Source organism: Martinezella paranaensis (genome assembly GCF_014200235.1).
GTDB classification, from domain to species: Bacteria; Pseudomonadota; Alphaproteobacteria; order Rhizobiales; family Rhizobiaceae; genus Rhizobium; species Rhizobium paranaense.
In genome coordinates, this window is sequence record NZ_JACHBI010000006.1 from 161,862 (window position 1) to 182,586 (window position 20,725).

Below are 20,725 nucleotides of genomic sequence, written 5' to 3' on the forward strand. Positions count from 1 at the left end.
GACCGCTTCCGCGCGCAGAACAATCGGAGAAGCCAGGATGTCTGATACGATTACGACGCTCGATGCTCTCAAGGAGCATCTGTACCTAGCAATGCAATTGGAACACGCAACGATCCCACCCTATTTGACCGCACTTTATTCGATCAAGCCGGGCACCAATGTGGATGCCGTCCAGGTCATTCGGGTGGTCGCGGTCGAGGAAATGCTACATCTGACGATCGCGGCAAACCTTTTGAATGCCATCGGCGGAACGCCTGATCTTACGAGGCCGGGATTCGTGCCTTCCTATCCCGCTCATCTTCCCGATGGTGAAACCGATTTCAAAGTGCATCTGGCGCCGTTCAGCAAGGAAACGCTTGCGATCTTCAAGAAGATCGAGCGTCCTCGCCTCGCCCCCGGATCCCAAAAGCTCGTCAAGCGCCTCTACCGCGGAAGCGTAACGGTGCTTGGGAGGTATCCGGGCGCCGACGACATGCAATATTACAGCATCGGCGATTTCTATGCCGCCATCGAAGACGGAATCGATCGTCTTGAAAGGGAAGCCAAGGCTGCCGGCAGGACCATCTTCATCGGGGATAGCAAACGCCAAGTCACATCGGAATATTACTATTCCGGCGGCGGCGAGCTCTTTCCCGTCATCGATATCGAAAGCGCAAGGGCGGCAATACGCCTGGTGATGGAACAGGGCGAGGGTGCCGGCGGCGGCATCTATGACCATGAGAGAGAACTCGCGCATTACTACCGCTTCGACGAGCTGGACAGAGAGCGCTATTACCAGCCGGAGGACGCGCCCGGCCATCCGACCGGCCCCACCTTCAGCGTCGATTGGAATGCGGTTTATCCGGTCAAGACCGATCTGAAACTCGGGGACATCGACAGCAAGAAAAGTCCGGAACTCTACGAGGCCGCGCTTTCGTTCAACCAGACCTATGCGCAGTTCCTGGAGCAATTGACGCAAGCCTTCAACGGCCAGCCGCAGTTGCTGCTGCAGGCTGTGCCCAGAATGTTCGAATTCAGGAATCTGATGGGAGACCTGATCCGCAATCCCTTGCCCGACAGCGGCGGCCACTATGCGATGGCGACGTTCGAGATCGGCGACAACCAGGTGCTCCGCACCGCAGCGATCGAGGAGGCCGAGGCATGACTATCGAAGATCCGCACCGCTTTCTTGCCTTCTCGACGGAGGTAACGGCCTTTGGCACCTTCGAATTATGGGCCACGGGCCAGGTCGAAGCCTACCTCGCGACCGTCAATGGCGCGATTGGCGACGCGATCCTGAATGAACTGCTTTCCGACTACGAAAAGATCTGTCTGCAGACCGAAGGCCAAGCTGCGTCCGAGCGAAAGGCGCGTCTGCGCCGAGAGATCTTTGGTAGCGAGAAGCTTGGCCCGGTCGCCCGCAATATCATCAAGCTCTGGTACGTCGGCACTTGGTACGGACTGCCGGGCGCTTGGTGCGAGGCGTTCGGTGCGAGGCCGAAGGACGTGACCTTCGTCGTATCGCCCGCCGCCTATACCGAAGGCCTGATGTGGAAGGCAATCGGCGCCCATCCCGCGGGCGCGAAGGCGCCAGGCTACGGTTCATGGGCCTCCCCGCCACGGATTCCGGCATTCGCGGGCGAGGCTGCAATTGCGCAAGTCAAGGAAGTTCAAGTCAACCACAACGAAGGATTGGCAAGATGAGCACCCAAACTCCCCCTCTCTCCCCCGAAAAAGTCTGGCTCGGCATCACGCCGACGCTCTGGTGGAACGACGACTTCATCAACATCGATATCGGCATTCCCTTCGAACAATGCATCAGTGAGATGGCGCTCGCCGGCTATGTCGGCTGCAGCATTGGCCATAAATACCCGACCGATCCCAAGGTCCTGAAGGCGGCACTTGAGTTGCGTGGTTTGCGTGTTTCGGAGCCATGGGTCAGCACCTATTTCACGATTGAAGCCATGAAAGAGCAGACGATCGCGAACGTCCGCCAGCAACTCGCCTTCCTGGAGCAGATGGAACGCGGCAGCACGGACCCCAGGAGAGCCGATCTCGTGGTGGCCGAGTTCGGCCATGCGGTCAATCCGCTGCCATTCGCGCTATTCCCGAACTGCCCGACGCTGACAGACGGACAGTGGGGTCGGTTGGTGGACGGTCTTCATGAGATCGGCAGGATTGCCAGGGAGGAAGGTCGGCGTCTTTGCTATCATCCACATCTCGGGACCGGCGTGATGATCACTTCGGCCGTCGATCGCCTGATGGAAAGGACCGATCCGGATATCATCCATCTGTTGTTGGACACTGCCCATCTTGCCGCCGCCGGCGTCGATCCATTGGCTGTCACCAAGAAATATGCCTCTCGGATCAAGCACATTCATCTGAAGGATATCCGCGCCGACGTCGTGAACCGCGTTCATTCCGAAGGGCTCTCCTTCCAGTCGGCCATCAAGGCCGGCATATTCACCGTTCCCGGCGACGGCTCGATAAAGACCTTCCCGCAAATCCTGACGACGCTCGCCGAAGCGGATTTTGCAGGCTGGCTGGTGATCGAAGCCGAGCAGGATCCGGCGAAGGCCAATCCGCTCCGCTACGCCAAGATGGCGCGTGCCTATCTGCACGAGACGCTTGGGTGGTAGCGACGATGGACAAGGGCGCAAAAAAAGAGATCCTGCTGAGCCTGTTCATGTTTACGGCGGACCTGCGGCCGAATGATCGGGCCTATACCCAAACCCTGATCGATCACATCAAGGCCCTGCTCGCCATGGGCTACGACGGCTTCGACCTGCCGATCGCCGCGCAGCAGATGGACGATCATCAGGCCGAGATCGACAGTTATGCTCGTTTCAGGCAGGCCTTGGACGCGGCCGGCCTGGAAACGGTACGCTTCACGACCAATGTCGGGACGACGCGGACCTTCGATCCCACATCGCCTTTCCGGGAGCAGAGGGAAGGCGCATTGGCCTATTTGAAGTCCCGCGTCGACATCACGTCGATCCTGGGCGGCAAGACCGTCATGGCCGGACCGATCGTCTTTCCATATGGCGTTTTTCCGACGCTCGATTCCGGCACGCCGCTGTGGAGCGATGCGCTGCAGGATTGGCTTGAACCTCGCTACAAGCTGGCGCGGCCGATTATCGAGGAGCTTGCCAGCTATGCGGAGAAGAGGGCCGTCAAGCTCGCGATCGAGCCGGTGGACCATTGGGAAACACCGGCGCCGAACATGGTCTCGGATGTCTTGGGTTTCCTGGAAGGGGTAGCCAGTTCCCAGGCGGGCCTGACCATCGATAGCGCGCATGTGGTGCTTGGAAGCAGCGGGCCTGCGGCTTACCAGGCCGACTTGCGCACCACCGTGGCGCAACGCCGTCTGAATTACATACATATTTCCGCGCCTGACCGGGGTGCGTTGAGGGATAGCTGGATCCCCTGGGAAAGCTTCCTTGCTCCGATCCTGCCGGTCTATGACGGCCCGTTCCTGATCGAGGTCTTCAACGCAATACCAGCTTTCCTCGGCGGCCTGCATCTCACCCGCCGCAAATTCTGGATTCCGGGCGAGGACCAGCCCGTGGCCGGCCGACCCAGCGCCTATGACGTTGCCCGCGACGGTCTGGAAACCGTCCGGGAGGAATTCGCCAAGCTTAAATATCTTTCGGCGCTTTGAAGGACAGGTGACGACGATGAACGACATAGAGCCTTCCGCACTTCACATGAGAGGGGCGACCACGTTGCGGCGCGTCGCGACCTCGCAAAGGGTCACCGCCGATCGGCTTGGCGACCTGGCGGATCTTCCGGGGTTCTGGGAAGGGACGGGTTTCAGCCTAATTGCGCGTCCTGATCATTCCGGTCGCAGCGAAAACGGCATCTTCCTGCAACTCAATCTGTTGCATGAAACGATCGAATTCACCTCAATCGGATCCCCGGTCTTCAATCGCGGCAGCGAGCAAGGCGATATCGCCATTTATGGCGTCACCTATCTGCACCGCGTCACGGACGGCACCAATGGCGGCGCGTTGCATATCGAACCCGGCATGTGGCTGACGATCCCGGCGACCACGGCGCCAAAGGCCGATGCGACCATTGCGAGGTTGGGTACGATTCCCCACGGCAATGCCTTCTGCACAGTCGGTTTCGTACAGCATGCCACGTTCGACAAGGTGCCGGAGATTCCGCCGGCCAATACCATACCCTTCGCTATTGGCGGTGAGCCGCCGGCGTCCGACAGCAAGAATCCATATCCCGAATATGATCTTGCTGTTCCAAGCCAATTCCGCACAAATCCCGTCCCTCCAGGCATCACTCAGGCACTGATCGACGATCCCAATCAGGTGCTGCGGGATACCTTGAACCATCAGGTCTTCGAGCAGGGTCAGACCATCAAACAGATTACACGGTTGATAACCTCCACGGCCGGCGGCATCGCCAACATCCCGTTCATCACCACCAATGCCAATACGCTCGATCTCGATTCCGTCTTTGCCATCGAAACCATCGTCGACAATCTGGGGAACGAGTTCCTGCAATTGCAATACTCGCAGACCGGCTTGCTGAATTTCAAAGGCAAGAGCTTTCCGCATGTGACGGTCGGAACATTGATCAAAGCATTTTAGGCGGGTTTGGTGGGTTGGTGTGGTCCGGTTGGCACCTGTTCCGCGCCACCATTCGTCCCCAGCCAATCCACAATCGGCGCGATAAGCGTCAACATAGTGACACATTTTACGGTTGTTCTTCGTATTCTATCAACGGCCGCGTAGCCACGAAGCATATAGTCCTACGATGCAGACATCTTCGATATCGATTTTTAATTTTTCCACGCTTGCATTTCCGGAAAAGGATCGGTTCCACGCATGGGTGCGGGACAATCATTGCGATTGCAGGTTACGGAACGATAGTCCAGTTGCCTTTAACGCAGAGGCAACCGGGGCCACTCTGGGTCCTCTCATCATATCGGGCAGGAAGTGGCTCAATCAGGGTCGGGCGCCCGCATACGAAATCCGCAGAACCGAAAGACTTGCCCGTACCGACGGCCACGACTTCTTCCGGTTCAGTCTGATGTTGAGAGGTCGATTGATTTGCTGGTCGACAGATCAAAGTCCCACCAAATCCGCTGGCGATCTGTTCGTCGTCGATGCTGCGCAAATCAATGAATGCTTGGTCGAGGCGGATGACACAATTTCCCTTTTGGTGCCGCGGCATCTCCTGCCAGGAAGAACGGAGCTTCTGCACGGGCATACGCTGTCGGGCGGCATGGCAAGTCTTCTGGGAGACCACATGATTTCGCTGTACCGAAATCTTTCCAATCTGAAACAGCAAGACATTCCCTATATCGTTCAATCGACCATGCAGCTTGTGACCGCTGCTGTGTCTTCGGCCCCGGATGTGGCGCCCGAGGCGGGCAATGCCGCGCGCGATCTGCTGCTCGGCCGAATCCGGCGCTACATCGACGGGCATTTGCTGGAAGCGGATCTGACGCCCGATCGAATTTGCCGGGATGTCGGAGTGTCGCGGGCGAAACTCTATCAACTGTTCGAAAATGATGGCGGCGTCATGCGGCAGATACAGCGCCGGAGATTGTGGCGTGCTCACCATACGCTGGCAGACCCCAACCACGCTCGACGCCACATAGCCGAGATTGCCTGGAGCCACGGCTTCTCGAATGAGAAATATTTCTATCGACTGTTCAAGGCCGAATTCGGCCACACGCCGAAGGAAACGCTGGAGAATATGCTGGGTCGCAGCCTACGGCTTGAACAGGGAGTTCCCCATTCCCATCAGCAGGAAACCAACAGTCCGGCAGGTTGGACATTGCCGTTCGGCGTGCCCAGCTAGGTGCGTTTCAGCCTGACGTCGATATCGGGTGGCGTTCGGAAGCGGCCCTCACCGAAGAAAGTGGATATACGGTCGTGAGTGATGAGGCGACGTCTCTACCTGGGCTTCGACGGAAAAAACGTTTCTCAGAAGCTCTTCCGTCAACACGACGTCCGGCGCACCGAACGCGACGATCTTGCCTTGCTGCATGATGATCAGTTGGTCGCAGAACATGGCGGCGTGGTTCAGGTCATGCAAAGCGATGATGCTGGTAACCGGAAGGTCGCTGACAAGCCGCATCAGGCTGATTTGAAACTGGATATCGAGATGATTGGTCGGTTCGTCGAGGATCAGTTCCTGCGGGGATTGCGCCAGGGCTCTCGCCAGGTGCGTGCGCTGTTTTTCGCCACCCGATAGGCTCTGCCAGCGATCATTGCGTTTCTCCGTCATCCCGGCGCGTTCGAGCGCACCTTCGACAGCCTTTTCGTCGGCTGCGGTCCAGCCCGAAAACATGGACAGGTGCGCAAACCGGCCGAGCTTTACGACATCGATGACCCGCAGATTGGTATTGGTCGTGGCGTGCTGTTCGACAAAGGCGACGCGCCGGGCGATCGTGCGCCGGCCGATCGTGGTGATATCCTTCTGGTCGAGGGTGATGCGGCCGGAATGTGGTCGCTTCAGACCAGCGAGAAGACGGAGAAGCGAGGTCTTGCCGGAGCCATTCGGCCCGAGCAGGCCAAGCATCTTGCCTGGCTGCGCCTCGAATGAGACGCCGTCAAGAATGGTCTTCTTACCAATTCTCCAGACGAGATTATCTGCCTTGATGGTCATGACGCACGCTGGAACCGGTAAAGAATGATCGAGAAGATGGGCACGCCCACGAGCGCTGTGACGACGCCGATCGGCAGGACCTGATGCGGAACGAGGACACGCGACGCTATGTCCGCGAGCGCCATGAGGATCGCGCCCGCTACGGCGCAGGTCGGAAGCAGACGAATATGCAGCGGCCCGACGAGAAAGCGCGCCGCATGCGGCACTACGAGGCCGAAGAAACCGATCGAGCCCACGATGCTGACGATCGTCGCCGTTATCATTGCCGTCAGAACGAAAAGCGCGATCCGCGCCCTCGCGACATTGACACCGAGCGAGGATGCCGCCTCGTCGCCGAAGGCAAAGGCATCCAACACGCGGGCATAAAGCAGGCAGGCGACGAGCCCGAAGCCGACGACGATCGACACCAGGATGAATTCCGGCCACCGCACGCCGCCGAAACTGCCGAGCAGCCAGAACATCACATCGCGGGCTTGCTGCGCATTGCCCGATGTCGTCACGATATAGGAGGTCGCAGCATTGAAAAGCTGCGATGCGGCGACACCGGCAAGGATGGTGCGGTCGGCGCCGCCACGTGTGCCGTTCGACAGCAAGGCCACCAGGAGGAAGGCCGCGAAGGCGCCGGCAAAAGCCCCGGCAGATAGGGATACCGCCCCGGCGCCGACGCCGAGGATGACAATCGCAACGGCGCCGGTAGATGCGCCCGCCGAGATGCCGAGAACATAGGGTTCGGCAAGCGGATTGCGCAGCAGCGCCTGCATGATCGCTCCCGAGAGTGCAAGCCCTGCGCCGCAGAAGACAGCCACCAGCGCCCGACTGAGACGATAGTCCCAGATTACCGCCTCATGGATATTGTTGAGTTCTACCGCCGTCCATCCCATTCGATTGGTAACGGCGGAGAAGGTGGTGACGAGCGGGATCGGCAGATCGCCGATCCCGACGCTAATCCCGACGACGAGACCGATGGCAGCGAACGAAGCCAACAGCAGCAAGCCGAAGGCGAAAAACCGCTGAAGAGGGCGACGCGTATCGGTCACTTCAGAAAACCAAGCGCCTTCAGCTGGTCCGCCACCTGTTCGGCACCGTAGACCGTTCGAACCGTCGGGTTCATGGCTTGGCCGTCGATGACCACGATCGCCTTGTTCTTGACAGCCGAGATTTGGCTGACCGCCGGATCGGTGGTCAAGAACTTAATCTTGGCGTCGGACTTGTCGAGTTCCCAACGGTTGCGGTCGAGATTGGCAACGACGATGACGTCCGGATTGGCGGCAATGATGCTTTCCCATCCGAGCGTCGGCCATTCCGCTTCCGCAGTCACCGCGTTATACCCGCCGAGCAGGTCGGCGATGAAGCCGGAAGCGGCATTCTTGCCGCCGAGATAGGCGTCGGCCGACGGGCTGGGGCTCGAGAACCAGAAGACGTAGGAGAGGTTCTTGCCGTCTTTCGAAACGCTGGCGCGAAGTGCTGCCTCGCGCGCCTTGAAATCGGCAATCAGCGCCTGGCCGCGATCGGCGACGTCGAAGATCTGCGACAGCTCGTCGATTTCCTTGTAGAGAAGGTCCGTGTTCCATAGCTGAGCGCGGCTGCCATATTGGTCCTTGACCTCTTTGGTGCTGAGGCAGGTGCTGGGCGAAAGGTAGGTCGGGATGCCGACCTTGTCGTAGTCCTCGCGCTTGGCAACTTTGCTGCTCGGCCCCATCAAGCTCGGCAAAGCCGCTGCCACGAAATCGGGATTCTCCGCGAGGATGGATTCGAAGGTCGGGAATTCGACCGTTAGCAGCTTCACCTTGGCATTGGCTTCGGCAAGCTGCGGCAATACCTTGCTCGGCCAGAAGGCTGTGCCGACCATCTTATCCTGAAGGCCCAATAGCAGCAGGATCTCCGCGCTGTTCTGGCCAAGGCCGATCGCCCGGTCGGGCGCCTTCTGGAAGGTCACCTGCACGCCGCAATTTTCAATGGTCAGCGGATACTTCGAAGCGGCGAATGCCGAGGCACCGCTGAAGCTGAGCGCGGCGCAGAGGCCGGAAATGGCGAGAAATGATTTCAATAGGGTCACAAGAAAGGTCCTGATTGTTCTGTAGCCGGAAGGGCCGGGCGTAAATGCCGGCGGTATAGCCCCTGAGCGGCGTCAAAAACAAGAGCTTTTCAGTCATATTTTTTAAGGCTGTCGAAAACTGCCGTCAGCGCGGGTGCGACGGCGAGCGCAATCGCCATGGAAAAATGCTTCCTTCGCCACGAAACATTTCTGATACAATTGCAGCGCGTATTTGAATGGCAACCATTCTTGGCAATGGGGTGGGACGCATGACCCTGGATTTCGAAGCGATCTTCAAACGGGAGCTGGATGTCGTCAACTTCCGGCGCCAGTCACTTCAGAATGGCGGCGTGGAAGCTGTGCGGGCCGAGCGCCATTCCACAACGGAAGGCGCGGGGAATGCGAGGTTCCACATCCCCCGCCATGCGGCGAAACTTTCGCAGGACCATACCGGCGCGGGCAAACGTGGCACCGTCCGAATTGAGACCGGCAGCAACCTGACCGGGCTTGCGTTTTCCGGCGGCGGCATCCGCTCTGCCGCCTTTTGCCTCGGCGTCTCGCAAGCGCTGGATGCGCTGACGCATGATGGCGAGCCGCGTGTCTTCGACGCCTTCGATTATCTCTCTACGGTGTCCGGTGGCGGCTACATCGGTACATCCATCGTCTCAGGCATGATGCAGGAGCCCTATACCTTCCCCTTTGCCAGCAAGCTCGATTCCCAGGAAACGCCGGAAATCCAGCATCTGCGAAACTATTCGAACTTCCTCGTCCCAAACGGAACGATCGACTATCTGACGAGCTTTGCGCTTTTGATGCGCGGATTATTCGTGAACGCGCTGATCGTCCTGCCCGCCCTGCTTCTGCTTGCCGTGTTTACCGTCGCCTGCAATCCCCGTTCCATTGATCTCGGGCAGCCTGATATTATCGGCTTTCCACTCAGCCGCGGTTGGCTTCCCTTCATCACCGTCAAGGGCTTGGAAGCATTCACATTGACGATCAATGTTACCGTTGTCGTCCTGGCCTTGATGTTCGTCAGCGCGATCGCAACCTCCGTGACGTTTCAGACCAGCCGGCTGATGACGCGCGAGCGGCTTGCATGGATCCTCGGCTGGCTCGTCGCGGCCATTGCCGGCGCCTTTCTCATCGAGCTGCAGCCGCTCATCCTCAGCGGCATGTTTGCTGGGGCAACGACCACTACGGCCGAAATCGCCGGCCTCGAAAACGGCGGCATGAAGAGCGTTCTTCTGGCGATCGCGCATATCGTTCCATCGCTTGCCAGCGTTCTGCTTCCAGCAGCTCTTGTGTTGATAGGTGCGGCGCAGAAGCTCGCGAACATCGCAAGAGCGACCCTCGGAGAGGCAACCTGGACGGCAACGCTAAAAAAATACGCGAGCCGTATCGCCCTCTATCTTTCGGCCTTTGTCGTGCCGCTGCTGCTGTGGGTTTCCTATCTCTATCTCAGTTTTTGGGCGATTACGCCCGTAGCCGAGCTGGCTTCCGCTCCTCCGCCTGATCCCGTTGCTCCGTCTTGGCTTTCTGCTGTGTCTGCCCTTGTCACAAACCATATTCCTGCCATCGGGAGGCTCGGCGAGATCGGCTCGCTCTATCTCTGGGTCGCCTTGCTGCTCGCCTTCATCTGCCTCTTCATCGGGCCCAATTCCAACTCGCTGAACCAGCTCTACCGGGACCGTCTCAGCCGGGCTTTCCTGTTTGAGCGCGTGCGTCTAGGAAGCGGCAAGCCGTCTGTCGATGTCGACCGTTGGAAATTCTCGTCGTTGAAGCAGTTCAATGCCAAGGGAGGCATCTGGAACAAGGGAGCGGCCTATGCGCCTTATCTGCTCGTCAACACGACAATCAATTTGATCGCGTCGAAGGCCCTCAACAAGCGCGGCCGCAACGCCGATAATTTCATCTTTAGCCCGTTGTATATCGGTAGCCAAGCAACGCGCTACGTGGCGACGAAGGAGATGGAGGACGCCGTTCCGTCGCTCAGCCTTGCGACGGCGATGGCCACATCCGGTGCGGCGGCGTCGGCGAATATGGGAAACCATACCGTCCGGATATTGACCTTCAGCCTATCCTTGCTGAACGTCCGCCTCGGCTATTGGCTTGCCAATCCGGCAAAGCTCGGCGCGTTGCGCCATTGGCCGAACCGATGGTGGTCGAATTTCGGGACTTGGTACTTTGCCAATGAAACCGCCGGTCGCTTGGACGAGAGGAGGCTGAACGTCTATCTGACCGACGGCGGCCATATAGAAAATCTCGGCATATACGAATTGCTACGCCGCCGCTGCAAAGTTATTCTCGCCATCGATGCCGAAGCCGATCCAAGCATGACATTTGAATCCTTCGTGAAACTCCAGGTCATGGCACGTATCGACCTCGGCATACGCATCGAACTCCCCTGGCGGGACATCCAGAAGAGAGGCCTGGACGTGACCAAGGAGATGGCAGCGAAGATAGGTGCGCCGGCGAGATTCAAAGGACCCCACGCCGCCGTCGGCATCATAGAATACGGCGAGGACGAAAAGGGCATATTGCTCTACATCAAGTCATCGCTGACCGGCGACGAGAACGATTACATCATAGACTATAAGAGGCGGAACCCGACCTTTCCGCACGAGACGACACTCGACCAATTTTTCAGCGAGGAGCAGTTCGAGGTCTATCGCGCGCTCGGCTTTCACGCCGCTCAGCACTTTCTGAGTGGGACCGATGAATTCGCGCAGCCATCGACTTTACCAGCCGGCTGGAGTGATGAGCTTGTCGCGGCACTCGCGTTGCTGAATGTTCCGCCGCAGCTGCGCGCCGCCTTCAGCGCGCGGCTTTAGGTAGTGGATATACGATCACAAATTGTTTTAGGAATCTCGTTACCCGTTGTTATGACCGAGAAAAAGCAGAAGCCGTTCAGTACTGTTTCCTTGCGGTAATCTGAGGTTGAAGTTTATTTCAAAATGCGCAAAGATGGCCCGGACGATGAGAGGTGGCGCGATTACCCCACCAAATGGCAGTTTCGTTCGACAGCATATTTCAGCTTCGGTTGCTTGGATTTCACGCGCGAAATGCGGCGGGTCTCACCAAGCAGGTTTGGCCATTATATAGATATTTTCTAATATTTTCGGGACTTGAATGCAGGAGCAGTGTCTTTCCGCATTGACAATGTAGTTGAGAATTAGACGCGTCGGTTAGTCTGTGCGTTTGGAGGGCATTCTCGATGAGAGTCTACGAGGCGATCGTGAAGGCGCTTGAGGGAGTAGGGGTCGGCGCCGCTTTCGGCGGAGCAGGCGAAAATGCCGCCGGTCTGATGCTTGCCCTCAAACATTCCTCGATAAAACCCGTCATCACTCGCCACGAACAGGCGGCTTCCTTCATGGCATGCGGATATGCCATGCATTCGGATCGCTTGGGCTTTTGCTTTGCGACCGCGGGGCCGGGCGCCTTCAATCTGTTTTCCGGATTGGCCGTTGCCATGTCGGACTCCTATCCCGTACTGGCCGTTTCCGGATACGCCTCCCTCGATTGGAAGGGGAAGGGCGCCTTGAATGAAACCTCCGGCGTCAGTCGGACTCCGGATTCCCAGGCGATGTTTGCGGCCACCACGAAGAAGTCGTTTCTACTGACGGATGCCGCCAAGACCTGTGACGTTGTCGAAGAGGCCGTCAACCTGGCCTTCGACGGCCGCCCCGGCCCGGTGCACATCCATGTTCCGGAAAACCTAACGCATCATGGCGTCTCCGTTGACAACTACCGCGACATCAATCTTGAGCGACGGTCGGTGATGCCAGACGCGAAAAGGGTGAGTGAGGTTGCCGAGCTTCTGGCGGGTGCCGTTGCTAAGGGTAAAAAGATCTTGGCGTTGATCGGCTTCGGTGCCGTTCGCAGCAGTGCCGGACCGGAGTTGACGGAACTGCTGGAGCGCTACCAGATCCCGTTTGCGACGACGCTCGATGGAAAAGGCATCATCTCGGAGCGTCATCCTCTCTCAGTCGGCGTGTTCTGCGACAGCGGCCACAGCGCCGCCTGGAAGGCTTTCCTTGAGGCCGATGTGATCCTTGCGGTGGGGAACTCTTTCGCGCAGCATGCCACTTTCAATTTTCGCGATGATCTTCTGAGCGGCAAGACGCTGATCCATATCAACATCGACATCGGCGAAATAGACAAGGTCTACAAATCCGATGCCGCAATCATCGGCGATGCGAAACGCGCGGTCGCGGCGCTCAACAAGGAAATATGGCCGAGGGTCGAGGCCGTGCCGTCGAGACCCGCCGAGGGGCGCGACTATGACGCGGAGCGGATCGTCCATCTCCTGGCCGACATTCATCCTGGCCAACTCGCCCAGGCCGTCTCCAAGCGTCTGCCGCCGAATGCCATTATGCTTGCAGACGCCGGCGCACATCTTGCCTGGCTCGGCTATTATCTGGAGCTTTCACCGGGGCAGTTCTTTCGCAAGCCTGGCGGGTTCGGGCCGATGGCGGGGCATGTCAATGGTGCGCTTGGCGCCAAATGCGCCAATCCTGACCGTCCCGTGATCGTCGGCTGCGGCGACGGATGCTATCTGCTCTCGGGCTTCGAGCTTCTGATCGCCGTTCAATACGACATCCCGGTCATCTGGATCATTTTCAACGACGGCGAATTCAAGCTCATCAAGCTTTATCAACTCGAAGCCTATGCGGAATCGGGTTTGGTCGAATTCGGTAATCCGGATTATGTCGCCTATGCCAGGGCCTGCGGGGCGCAGGGATATAGGGTGGAGACGATCGAGGAGTTCGAAAGCGCCTTCGAAGAGGCGCTCGCACTTCGTAAGCCGGTGATCATCGACGCCCACATCACACGACTTGCGCTACCGCATTACAGCCCGTCTCCGAAAGGGCTTCTGTCCGGTATCGCGGAAATGGTCGAGAATCGGATTCTCCCGGGTCGGGGCACGCAATAGCCACTTTGTTCGTCGGCGCAATGCACCGAAATCGAAAGCGTTTCCCTGTCGCATCGCGGACGGCGCAGGGAAAACGGGGATCGTCCGCCGCATTTCAATCCTATGCATTCCCATCGATGCGATGGGGCCGAAAGCCATCGTATCGATGCGTTCACGGAGGGCGACAATGGAGTGGAGTGAATCCTACCAAGGTGGCGTGGAGGCTGAGCGCTTGATGTTCGAGCGGCTCGCGCAAGACATGATGCGGGTCCAATACAAGACGCGCAGCTATGCCAAAGCGGCCGATATCCAGCGCGCGTTTCACAGCAAGGCGGTCTTTGCGGCTATCGATGCCGAGTTGACGTTCGTCGATGACCTGCCCGAAGATCTGAGGGTTGGTTTCGCTGCGCCGGGCAAGAGCTATTCCGCCATCCTGCGCCTGTCCAATGCCAGCGGTTACGGTCAACCGGACTATATGCCCGATCTGCGTGGCTTGGCTGTGCGGATCAATGTTTCGGATCAGGAGCAACACGATCTCCTGGCGACCAATTTTCCGGTTTCCCATGCCCGCGATGCTAGGCAGTTCGTTGCCTTTGCCAAGGCGACGGCGGGCGGCGGCTTGAGCCGGCTCTTCGGTGTGATCGGCCTCGCCTTCACTTTCGGACCCTCCGAAACCCTGCGCATGATCCGCAATGTCACGACCGGCCGTAACCGGAAAATCCGCAGCCTGGCGCTTGAGACGTTCTGGAGCCGCGGTGCGATGTGTTGGGGCGACAGGCTGGCGGTGCGCTACCTATTCCGGCCCGCACCAAATGCGCCATATGCTCCCGATCCGTCCAAAACCGATCCCGGCTATCTCTCCGCCGAACTCGCCCGGCGGCTGGAGGTCGGGGATATCCGCTACGAACTCTGTCTCCAGCTTTTCGTCGATCGGAAGCAGACGCCGATCGAGGACACATCCGTCGAATGGACGGAGTCCGCCTCGCCTCCGATCAAGGTAGCAGACCTCAAAGTCAGCAAGCCGAAAACCGGCGACGCCGAAACCATCGCCAATGCGCGCCTTGTCGACGAGCTGGCGTTCAATCCCTGGAACACGACCGACGCCTTCAGGCCACTCGGCAATCTGAACCGGGCGCGCAAAGCGGTTTATGACGCCAGCGCCGCTTATCGCCACAGTTTCCGTTGGACGACACCGGTGCCGCTTCGCAACCGGGTGGCTGGGAGCATTGCGCGCTCTGCTTTTCTGGTCATAAACCGGTTCATCGCCTGGCACCGGCTGCCGCTGCGGCTGAGCCTGCTCAATCTCGATGCTTTCCGTTACGTCTTGCGCGAAAAGAACTTGATCGGGACCGATCCTGTCGAAGCGCCGCCAGTCGCTCGTCCGACACCGCCGCCGGCGATTGCCGAAGGCGAGCGGCAAATGCGGACCTATGACGGTACGTTCAACGATCTATCGGCACCGAAGATGGGCGCCGTGGGCTCGACCTTCGGCCGCAACATCACGCCGGTTTTTGCGCCTGAACTGTTCGACACGCCCAATCCGGTGGTGGTTGCGCAGCAATTGCTGCATCGTGATACGTTCATTCCGGCGCGTTCGCTCAACATCCTCGCCGCCGCCTGGATTCAGTTTCAGGTCCACGATTGGGTCAACCATGCCCGCCATCCCCTGGGACAAAAAGACGTCGTCGTCGGCCTTCCCGCCGGGATGAAATGGACGAGCGAGGTCGGCGGCAAGCCGGAAGACGTGATGCGGATTGCCGGAAATATGGAGATCAGCGGCTATGACGGTAAGCAGCCGATTTATTTCGGCAATGCCGCCTCGCATTGGTGGGACGGATCGGAGGTTTACGGTCCCGACAGCAAGAAGGCCAAGGACCTGCGCGAGGGTCCGAAGATACGCCTGGTCGACGGGCACCTTCCGGTCGATGTCCACGGTTTCGAAGTGACCGGCTTCAACGAGAGCTGGTGGCTTGGCTTGAGCGCCATGCACACGCTGTTTGCGCGCGAACATAATCTGCTCTGCGACGAGCTCCGGCGCCAATACGGCAATTGGGACGACGAACGCATCTACCAGACCGCCAGGTTGATCGTCTCAGCGCTGATTGCCAAGATCCATACGGTCGAATGGACGCCGGCGATCCTTGCCACCAAGGCGATCGAAGTTGGCCTTTCCAGCAACTGGAACGGCCCGCCCACCAATGACTGGCTGACGAAGGCAGGCCTCTGGCTAATCGACGCGCATGCATCCACCGGCATCCCGAAGACGATGCCGGATCATCATGGCACGCCTTATTCGCTGACCGAGGATTTCGTCACCGTCTACCGCATGCATCCGCTGCTGCCCGACGATTACTGCTTCTATAATCACAAGACGGGGGCCAAGATCGCCGAAAAGAGCTTCATGGATATACAAGGCCCGGGCGCCGATGAGATCATGCGGCAATATGGTCTTCGCAACACGCTCTATTCCTTCGGCACGGCCCATCCCGGCGCCATCACCCTGCACAACTTCCCCCGTGCACTTCAGGCGTTCACGCGCGATAAGGAGATCATCGACCTTTCCGTCGTCGATCTCGTCCGTACGCGCCGCCGCGGCGTGCCGCGCTACAATGATTTCAGGGCCGGCCTGCACCGGCCGCGGATCAAGCATTGGGAGGAATTGTCGACCAACCCGGAGGACGTGCGGCTGCTGAAGGAGATCTACGGCGACATCGACCGCATCGACACCGTGGTCGGCCTCTTCGCCGAACCCCCGCCGGAAGGCTTCGGCTTCAGCGACACCGCTTTCCGTATTTTCATTCTCATGGCATCGCGCCGGCTGCAGAGCGATCGCTTCCTGACGGTGGATTTCCGTCCGGAGGTCTATTCGCCCTTCGGCATCGACTGGATCGCCAATAACGGCATGACGAGCCTGATCCTGCGGCATTGCCCGGATCTTGCATCCATGCTGCCGCGCAATGCCAGCGCCTTTGTGCCCTGGCGGCCGGTTCTTCTCGGCGGCGAAAAGCAGGATCTGGAAAAGAGGGCATCATGACCGACCTACCTGGAACAGATGATCGTTCGCCGGCAGGTGCGGCTGCGACTGGAACCTCGACAGGCAATCGCGGCCTTGACGCGCTGTTCCGAAGACCGCTGATCGAGACAATATGGCGCCGACGCACCCATCGCGTCAGCCAAGGGAGCTCGGTGCTGGCCGGCACGATGAGCTACCAGTCGGAGCACCCGCGGGAACCTCTTTCGGAGCTTGAAGAGGCGATGCTGATTGCCATCACGGGTTCGACGGGTCTCACCATGCCCGACCGGCCTTTCGAGGACCCGGCCACGCATCAACCGATCATGGCCAAGCCGAACCTTGTCATGGAGGGCCGCACCGCCGGCAGTCCCGACAATGCCCAGGGCACGCATTTTTTCATGATCAACGACAGCGGCACCTATTTCATCCGCAAATTGCCGCCGCCACCGGATGGCGAGAAAGCGCTGACGGCGGAAAGGCTGATCGCCCGGGCGGCAGAGGCGAAGGTGCGTATTCTCGATCACCGTCTTGATGTTCCGGACGGCAAGCGCGCCTTTCCGGCCTATCTCGATTCCAATCGGTTCCTGTCGAACCTGCCGGGCACGACCATCTTCCTGCCGGTGGTCGACCTCTCGCGGCAATATATCAACGGCATGATGTACCTGCTGACCCAGCCGGACGGCGCCCGGCCGGCAATCGTGGACGACCGCAATTTCTACCGGCTCGCAGGTGTCAAGCGCTGGGTGGACAAGGGCTTTCTGAACAAGGATATCAAGATCCCCCTCGGCGTCATCGGTTCGCTGCGCACTCAGATCGAGGCCGATCTCCTTTTGCAGAATATATTCCTGACCGCCGACGCCATGGGGCTTGGCGCCTGGATCCATGGCTCCATCAGCCCACCGGTCCTCGTTGGCGACTCGAAATTCCTGAAGACGTACGGCCCCATGCTGGGCTTCGACGTCGTCACGCCGCGCTGGCGCCTGATGGACATTCTGCGCTGGCAGGTCCCTTTGCCGCGTTACGCCAACCTGCGCAGCAACCCGATCGGACTGCGCTTCAAAGGCGAGCATCTGATCAAGGGTATGTCGCCACCCTATTACGACAGCATGGCGGACGCCGTTAAGGCCGTCGTCGAGGACAAGTTCGGCAAGAACGGCCTCTTCAACGATCAGGCCCTCTTTGCCGAGATATACAAGGATGACTACGGCAAACGCTATCTGGCGGAGGCTGCCGTCTACAACGACGACGTCATCGGCTGCGCGCGGGACATCTGCACCTATATCTACGAGACGCATGGCCGTTTCCCGGCGCATTGCGACGCGATCCATGTGCCGGGCGTCTGGCTGCAGGCCCATCACGTCGAGATCGACTATTATGATCGGTTCTTCAGAAACGGGCTCACGGACGTTCACCGCTCCCATAATCAGGACTGGCACTGACAAGAGCCTGAGCGCGTTTCCCAACCGTAGCCAATTCGCGCGAGTACCTTTGAGCGTGGTTTGTGTTTCGTCGTGCAAGGGGAGGTTTTGTATATTATAATTTTCTCACGCAGATTGGGGATGTCGCGATGAACGACTTATGCGTGATCTTGGCAATGACGGCGATTGTCGGCTCCGGTTTGGGCGCAGGGGAGGCGGGTGCCTACGAATTTCCCTCCGGACGTGTCATCTTCGCCGATCCCATCAGGGCTCCGGAGTCTGCCGCCGATCGGGCAACGGGCCCCATCATTCTCTACAGCCAATATGTCCGCAAACCGTTCATGTGGCCCTGGGCGTCGTCGCCGGCTCAAAATAGCCCGACGGGGGAAACACAGCGGAGCGGCCATGGAAATCGAGGTGGCGGTAACGGCGGCGGATCAGGCAGCTCCGGTGCGAGCGGCAGCACGAGTGGCGGCGGCAACATGGGCGGCGGCTCGGGCACGGGGAGCACGAGCGGCGGCAATATGGGTGGTAGCAGTTCGGGCGGTAGTGGCAGCGGCAATATGAAGTGAGTCAGATGGCCGGGAGACGCCGATACGAAAAAACCGGTGGCGGCGCTGCCGGGTGGCTGTCTCGATGGGGAATATGAGGAACTGCTGTTTGCATCGGTCGACATTGGCTATGGGGCGGGCAATGCGGGCATGAGTGAGAATTGGGCGATCTGCATAGGGATAAATCGCTACGATAATTTGAGGCCGCTCGAGTACGCTCAACAAGATGCTCAAGCGATGAGCGACTTTTTCAGCACGACCGCCCATTTCAACCGAGTCTATTTTCTCGCGGAGGACGCGCCGCCGCTGCCTTCGGATTTCGGAAGCCCGCTGCAGTCTCGTCCGACCTTCGGCAATCTGATGCGCTTCTTGAGGGTGCGTTTCGAACAGCGCTTCCTTCGGCCAAGCGACAATCTCTGGTTCTTCTTTGCCGGTCACGGGCGGCGGGATCGGGATCAGGACTACTTGCTGCCGATCGATGCCGATCCCGGCAATGTCGAGGAAACGGCAATTTCGGTGCATCACGTCGCTGAGCGGTTGAAACGCAGCGGCGCAGACAATGTCATCCTGCTTCTCGATGCCTGTCGTAACGAAGGTGCGCGCGACGGTGAAGGCCTCGGTCTCGACAGGCAGCAGGGCGCCGTCACCATCTGCTCCTGCAGCCCCTCGGAATTCTCCTATGAAATCTCCGAACTTCGCCATGGCGCTTTCACCTACGGACTGCTCGAAGGCCTCGGAATGGAAGGCCAGCAGAATTGCGCGACGGTCGAGCGGCTGGACAATTATCTGAAATTCGCTGTCCCGGACCTATGCCGCAAATATGGAAAGCCTCGCCAAACGCCCTCGACCTTTGTCGAGCCGCTGTCCAAGCGCAATTTCATTTTGCTTCCGGCACTCGCGTTGCCCGAGGACTTGGAGCCGCTGAAGCTCGAAGCGCTGGAGGCCGAGGCAAACGGAAATTTTGCCGAGGCCGAGCAATTATGGTGGCGCATCAACGCCGTCGCGCCGGCAGATGCACAGACCAGAGAGGGTATCAGGCGCGTTACCTTAAAGCGCGACTCCGATGGCGGCGATAATCCCGGCGTCGCCGAACCGCGTCCGGAGACCGCAAGCAGAGGAAATGCCGTCGCTCTTCCGAGGATACCGCGACGGGCGCTTCTCTATGGGGCCGGTGCCACGGGAGTTCTTGCCGCGGTCGGGACGGGAGCTTGGCTGCTTCGCAGCCGAGGAACGTTGCGCCCGTCGCCCATACGCGCCGAGACGGTGCCAGTGACGACCGTCGATGACAAGGGCGAGCTGCTCGATACGCGTTGGGAGAGTGTCGAAACCTTCAGCCAGCCCATCGACGTCGACAACGCCGTCGAATTCAGCATCCTGCCGTCCGCTACTTTCAAAATGGGTTCGCCAAATGATGAACTCCTCCGCGTCGGCAAATTTGAGCAGCAGATCGACGTAACCATCGGCCGCATCGCCGTCAGCCGCACGACGATCACCCAAAGGATATGGCGTGCCGTGCTCGCGGCTCATCCCGGGCAGATCGGCATTTCGCTATCGGCAGCGCCGTTCTCCTTTCCTGGCGACGACCGCCCGGTGGAAACTGTCACATGGCAACAGGCGGCCGAATTCTGCGCCAGGCTCTCCGATCTGACGGAACGCGTCATTCGGCTGCCGAGCGAAGCCGAATGGGAGCGTGCCTGCCGGGCGGATACGACGACGGCCTTCCATTTCGGACCGACCTTGACGCCGGCGCTCGCCAATTATTGCGGCACCGGCGGCGCGGTGTGCGGCATGAGTTTTGGTGAGAACGTATCGAGCGCCGGCTATGCCGATGTCGCCTATCCCGATGGCGCCTATGCCACGGGGCCGCAAGGCAGCTTTTATGGGTCGACGAAGCCTGTCCGATCGTATCCGCCGAACCGCTTTGGCCTCTTTGAAATGCACGGGAATGTCTGGGAGCATTGTCTCGACAATTGGAATCCCGATCTTGGATCGATACCGCGCGACGGCAGGCCCTTTGTCGATCCCAAATCCTCCGTCCGCGTGCTTCGAGGCGGTTCCTTCTCGCACAACCCGGCGATTTGCCGTTCGGCCTATCGGGACTGGATGAAGGAAACCCTGACGGGATGGGAGGGGCGGGTCGGTTTCAGAGTGGTCTGCGAAGTTTGAGCGGCATGCCGATGA

15 protein-coding genes are annotated in these 20,725 nt (G+C 59.3%); 12 read left to right on the plus strand and 3 right to left on the minus strand.

Annotated elements, in window-relative coordinates; all coding sequences use genetic code 11:
- The first annotated feature begins 37 nt into the window (after positions 1-37).
- The 6 genes from GGD50_RS16625 (at position 38) to GGD50_RS16650 (ending at position 5,805) form a co-directional block, all read left to right on the plus strand.
- Complete coding sequence (locus GGD50_RS16625; protein ID WP_183938456.1) at positions 38-1,144, plus strand: ferritin-like domain-containing protein; 1,107 nt, start codon at positions 38-40, stop codon at positions 1,142-1,144.
- On the plus strand, positions 1,141-1,683 hold the full coding sequence (locus tag GGD50_RS16630) for a hypothetical protein (RefSeq protein ID WP_183938457.1): 543 nt from the start codon (positions 1,141-1,143) through the stop codon (positions 1,681-1,683). Before GGD50_RS16625 ends, GGD50_RS16630 begins: the two co-directional genes overlap by 4 nt.
- A complete protein-coding gene (gene iolE, locus GGD50_RS16635) occupies positions 1,680-2,618 on the plus strand; it encodes a myo-inosose-2 dehydratase (RefSeq protein WP_183938458.1) in 939 nt (312 codons plus the stop codon). Before GGD50_RS16630 ends, iolE begins: the two co-directional genes overlap by 4 nt.
- 5 nt (positions 2,619-2,623) lie before the next feature.
- Entirely contained in the window at positions 2,624-3,640 is a 1,017-nt protein-coding gene (locus GGD50_RS16640) for a sugar phosphate isomerase/epimerase family protein (protein ID WP_183938637.1), read from the plus strand.
- Between the two features lie 16 nt (positions 3,641-3,656).
- Positions 3,657-4,586: a heme-binding protein gene (locus GGD50_RS16645; protein ID WP_183938459.1), complete on the plus strand. Its 930-nt coding sequence runs from the start codon at positions 3,657-3,659 to the stop codon at positions 4,584-4,586.
- A 112-nt stretch (positions 4,587-4,698) separates the two neighbouring features.
- Positions 4,699-5,805 carry a helix-turn-helix domain-containing protein gene (locus GGD50_RS16650; RefSeq protein ID WP_246451247.1) on the plus strand — a complete coding sequence of 369 codons (1,107 nt, stop codon included), beginning with the start codon at positions 4,699-4,701 and terminating at the stop codon, positions 5,803-5,805.
- Positions 5,806-5,853: 48 nt separating this feature from the next.
- Here the strand turns inward: GGD50_RS16650 and GGD50_RS16655 are convergent, their stop codons facing one another.
- From GGD50_RS16655 to GGD50_RS16665, 3 genes are read right to left on the minus strand one after another with little or no spacing between them, the layout of a single operon-like run.
- Entirely contained in the window at positions 5,854-6,615 is a 762-nt protein-coding gene (locus GGD50_RS16655) for an ABC transporter ATP-binding protein (protein ID WP_183938460.1), read from the minus strand.
- Entirely contained in the window at positions 6,612-7,652 is a 1,041-nt protein-coding gene (locus GGD50_RS16660) for an iron chelate uptake ABC transporter family permease subunit (RefSeq protein WP_183938461.1), read from the minus strand. The genes GGD50_RS16655 and GGD50_RS16660 overlap by 4 nt, the downstream gene beginning before the upstream one ends.
- Entirely contained in the window at positions 7,649-8,671 is a 1,023-nt protein-coding gene (locus GGD50_RS16665) for an ABC transporter substrate-binding protein (protein ID WP_183938462.1), read from the minus strand. The genes GGD50_RS16660 and GGD50_RS16665 overlap by 4 nt, the downstream gene beginning before the upstream one ends.
- 248 nt (positions 8,672-8,919) lie before the next feature.
- Here GGD50_RS16665 and GGD50_RS16670 point away from each other — a divergent pair, with 248 nt between their 5' ends.
- The 6 genes from GGD50_RS16670 to GGD50_RS16695 all read left to right on the plus strand — a co-directional run bounded on the left by GGD50_RS16670 (position 8,920) and on the right by GGD50_RS16695 (position 20,710).
- The gene (locus GGD50_RS16670; RefSeq protein WP_210318875.1) at positions 8,920-11,481 is read left to right on the plus strand and encodes a patatin-like phospholipase family protein; all 2,562 of its coding nucleotides are present in this window, start codon (positions 8,920-8,922) and stop codon (positions 11,479-11,481) included.
- 383 nt (positions 11,482-11,864) lie between these two features.
- Entirely contained in the window at positions 11,865-13,583 is a 1,719-nt protein-coding gene (locus GGD50_RS16675) for a thiamine pyrophosphate-binding protein (protein ID WP_183938464.1), read from the plus strand.
- Between the two features lie 166 nt (positions 13,584-13,749).
- Positions 13,750-16,596 (plus strand): peroxidase family protein, encoded by a 2,847-nt coding sequence (locus GGD50_RS16680; protein WP_246451250.1) that lies wholly within the window; start codon positions 13,750-13,752, stop codon positions 16,594-16,596.
- Positions 16,593-18,014, plus strand: coding sequence for a hypothetical protein (locus GGD50_RS16685; protein ID WP_246451252.1), 1,422 nt, complete (start codon positions 16,593-16,595; stop codon positions 18,012-18,014). The genes GGD50_RS16680 and GGD50_RS16685 overlap by 4 nt, the downstream gene beginning before the upstream one ends.
- 128 nt (positions 18,015-18,142) lie before the next feature.
- On the plus strand, positions 18,143-18,565 hold the full coding sequence (locus GGD50_RS16690; RefSeq protein ID WP_183938466.1) for a hypothetical protein: 423 nt from the start codon (positions 18,143-18,145) through the stop codon (positions 18,563-18,565).
- Between the two features lie 129 nt (positions 18,566-18,694).
- Entirely contained in the window at positions 18,695-20,710 is a 2,016-nt protein-coding gene (locus GGD50_RS16695; protein WP_183938640.1) for an SUMF1/EgtB/PvdO family nonheme iron enzyme, read from the plus strand.
- The last annotated feature ends 15 nt before the right edge of the window (positions 20,711-20,725 follow it).